Below are 2852 nucleotides of genomic sequence, written 5' to 3' on the forward strand. Positions count from 1 at the left end.
GGCCTATATACTGAAATGGATACAAAAGGTCAATAAAAGCAAATCGAAACCCCGCATTGCTTCCATTTGTGCAGGCGCTTTTATCCTGGCGGAAACCGGGCTGCTGGATGGTCGCCGCGCTACTACCCACTGGCAGCTGCATGATAAACTGGCCGAAAAGTTCCCATCGGTCAAAGTGGAAAAAGATCCTATCTATATCAAACAGGGAAATATTTATACTTCTGCCGGGATATCTACCGGTATTGATCTTACACTGGCGCTGGTAGAGGAAGACCTGGGAAGAGAAGTAGCCATTGAGATATCCAGGATCCTGGTACTATACCTGAAACGGCCTGGCAACCAGTCGCAGTTCAGCAATATTCTCATGACGCAAAAAACGGATTACAGACCGGTAAAAGATAGTCTGCAGTGGATCCAGGAGCACCTGGATGAAGACCTGTCCGTTGAACAACTGGCCGCCAGGGCTTCCATGAGCGCCCGCAACTTCTCAAGAGTGTTTTACCGGGAAGCAGGGATAACACCTGCCAAGTTCGTTGAAAAAGCGCGGGTAGAAGCTGCCCGTCGCCGCCTGGAAGAAACAGGTTTAAGCCTCGAGGAAATAGCAGCCGAATGCGGCACCGGCGACGCCAACGGCTTAAGGCGGCTTTTTATCCGCCACCTTAATACCACTCCGGTTGCCTACCGGAAAAGCTTCGCCTGATTTTATATATTACCGAAGCTGATCAGTAACCTTGTTAACTGGGAAACGAATGACATTTCATTATCGTACCAGGATACCGTTTTCAGCAGTTGCTTATCCCCTACTCCTGTGATCCTGGTTTGAGTGGCGTCAAACAACGAACCATAACTCATTCCCACTATATCCTGCGAAACGATAGGGTCTTCGTTATAGCCATACGATTCGTTGGCAGCGGCTTTCATAACTTCGTTTATTTCCTTCTCGCTGGTTGTTTTACTCAATAAAGTATATAGCTCCACCACTGATCCCGAATGAACAGGAACACGCTGGGAAGCGCCATCCAGTTTTCCGTTCAGCTCAGGAATTACCAGGCCAATGGCTTTGGCCGCGCCTGTAGTGTAAGGAACAATACTGTCGGCCGCTGCTCTCGATTTACGGAAACCGTTCTTAGGATCAGGAGTGTCCATCAGGGGCTGCGAATTGGTATAGGCGTGAATGGTATTCATCTGGCCGGTAATAATGCCAAACTGGTCATTTAATACCTTGGCCATAGGCGCCAGGCAGTTGGTAGTACATGATGCTGCGCTGATCAATACATCTTCCTTATTCAGCAGCTGGTGGTTAACATTATATACGATCGTTTTTACATCCTTATCGGAAGGAGCGGATATGATCACTTTTTTTGCGCCTGCCTTTAAATGCAACGCGGCCTTGTCTTTCGATTCAAAGATCCCTGTGCACTCCAGTACCACGTCTATACCCAGTTCTTTCCAGGGCAGGTTTTCAGGGTTTCTTTCTGCATATACTGCTACTTCTTTTCCATCAACTGTAAGCGATTTTTCTGTGCTGTTTATAATATTGGGAAACACGCCATGTACGGAATCATATTTCAGTAAATATGCGAGCATTTCGGGGGTGCTCAGATCGTTTAATGCCACTACTTCCACTTCGTTATTACCAAACAGTTTCCTGAATGTCATTCTGCCGATCCTTCCGAATCCGTTTATTGCAACTTTTATCATATTATTTGATTTTAGTCTTATGACAAAGGTAGCTTTTGTTCGTTTTGTCTGAAATGACAAATTTCATTCAATTTAGGACAATATGGTAAAAAGAGGACAAACAGCTGAATAATTCCATTATAGTTCGATTAAAAGGAAAATGGCCAGGCATTCATCCTGAAAAGGATAATCCATACACCTTATCTTGATTTCTTTGAAGATTTCTTCAAAGTAGTAATAGTGGTATCTGAAATCTTCTTTGAGTTATGATGCTTCACTCCACGGGTATTATACCAAACGGCAAAACAGAAGAAAAGACCACCTATAACCAATAAGCTCCCTATTATTCTCAGTATTGTTTCAAAAGCGGGAACGATTACAGATTTTCTGTAGGAACTAAAGCCCTGTAACCCACCTGCTCCCCTTCTGTAAAAACGATTTCTGCTGACGTAAATACGAAACGCCATACCAATAATGATCATCAATATCCCTACAACTAAAACGGTTATTTCACTTTTCGCCATTTGAGAATAGTTATTTTGATAAGTAATGAGAATATGATAATCGTGGAAGTGGATTAGCTTACAGTGTTAATGAATTTAGCTAAAAAGCAGGAAATTCCCATAAAAAAATATGACAAGAATATTTCAGTTAAGATCAGCAGATAATGAAAAAACTCTGCTTGCGGAAGACGACGGGGATGGCAGGATGGTCTTTGAGGAGATCATACAGCAATAGCAGGGAGAATGGGCTTTCTCTTCAACAGTAACAATGATATTAGTTCTTCTCTTTACCCCAGGCATCAAATTTCTTCTTTTGTAAAGTATATTCCATAGCGGCGCCTTCGCCGTCGGCGCTATTTTCGGAAGACACCCGAAATGGCACCACCGGGACGCCGGAGGTATTAATCAGGGCGGCTTCTTCCACATCGTTATTTTTGCGGGTAACCAGGGAAAGTCCCAGGTTAAACGGAGTGGCGGAACTATATTCAAATGGTATGGCCACTTTCCCATATGTATCCAGGAACCCGTATTTCCAATCTTTATTCTCCATCAGGGCCAACCCTTCTTTGAAAGGTGCTATGTTAAAGTAGCCTTTCAGGTCAATCACTTTTGTGCCTTTAGGATTTATGAAAAAGTTATTTCCATCTTTATCTGTAACCAGCAGTAAGC

General features: G+C 43.6%; 4 protein-coding genes. 1 reads left to right on the forward strand and 3 read right to left on the reverse strand.

Features of this window, described 5'->3' with window-relative positions:
* The coding region (locus VIM72_RS28340) for a GlxA family transcriptional regulator (RefSeq protein ID WP_332006177.1) at positions 1-700 on the forward strand (700 nt) is incomplete at its 5' end.
* A gap of 2 nt (positions 701-702) precedes the next feature.
* Here VIM72_RS28340 and gap read toward each other — a convergent pair.
* From gap to VIM72_RS28355, 3 genes are all read right to left on the reverse strand, one after another.
* Positions 703-1701: a type I glyceraldehyde-3-phosphate dehydrogenase gene (gene gap / locus VIM72_RS28345; protein WP_332006178.1), complete on the reverse strand. Its 999-nt coding sequence runs from the start codon at positions 1699-1701 to the stop codon at positions 703-705.
* 179 nt (positions 1702-1880) lie between these two features.
* Positions 1881-2204 carry a hypothetical protein gene (locus VIM72_RS28350; RefSeq protein ID WP_332006179.1) on the reverse strand — a complete coding sequence of 108 codons (324 nt, stop codon included), beginning with the start codon at positions 2202-2204 and terminating at the stop codon, positions 1881-1883.
* A 253-nt stretch (positions 2205-2457) separates the two neighbouring features.
* Positions 2458-2852 (reverse strand): WG repeat-containing protein (locus VIM72_RS28355; RefSeq protein ID WP_332006180.1); only part of this gene is annotated, 395 nt, incomplete at its 5' end.

The organism is Chitinophaga sp. (assembly GCF_036569185.1).
Classification (GTDB): Bacteria; Bacteroidota; Bacteroidia; order Chitinophagales; family Chitinophagaceae; genus Chitinophaga.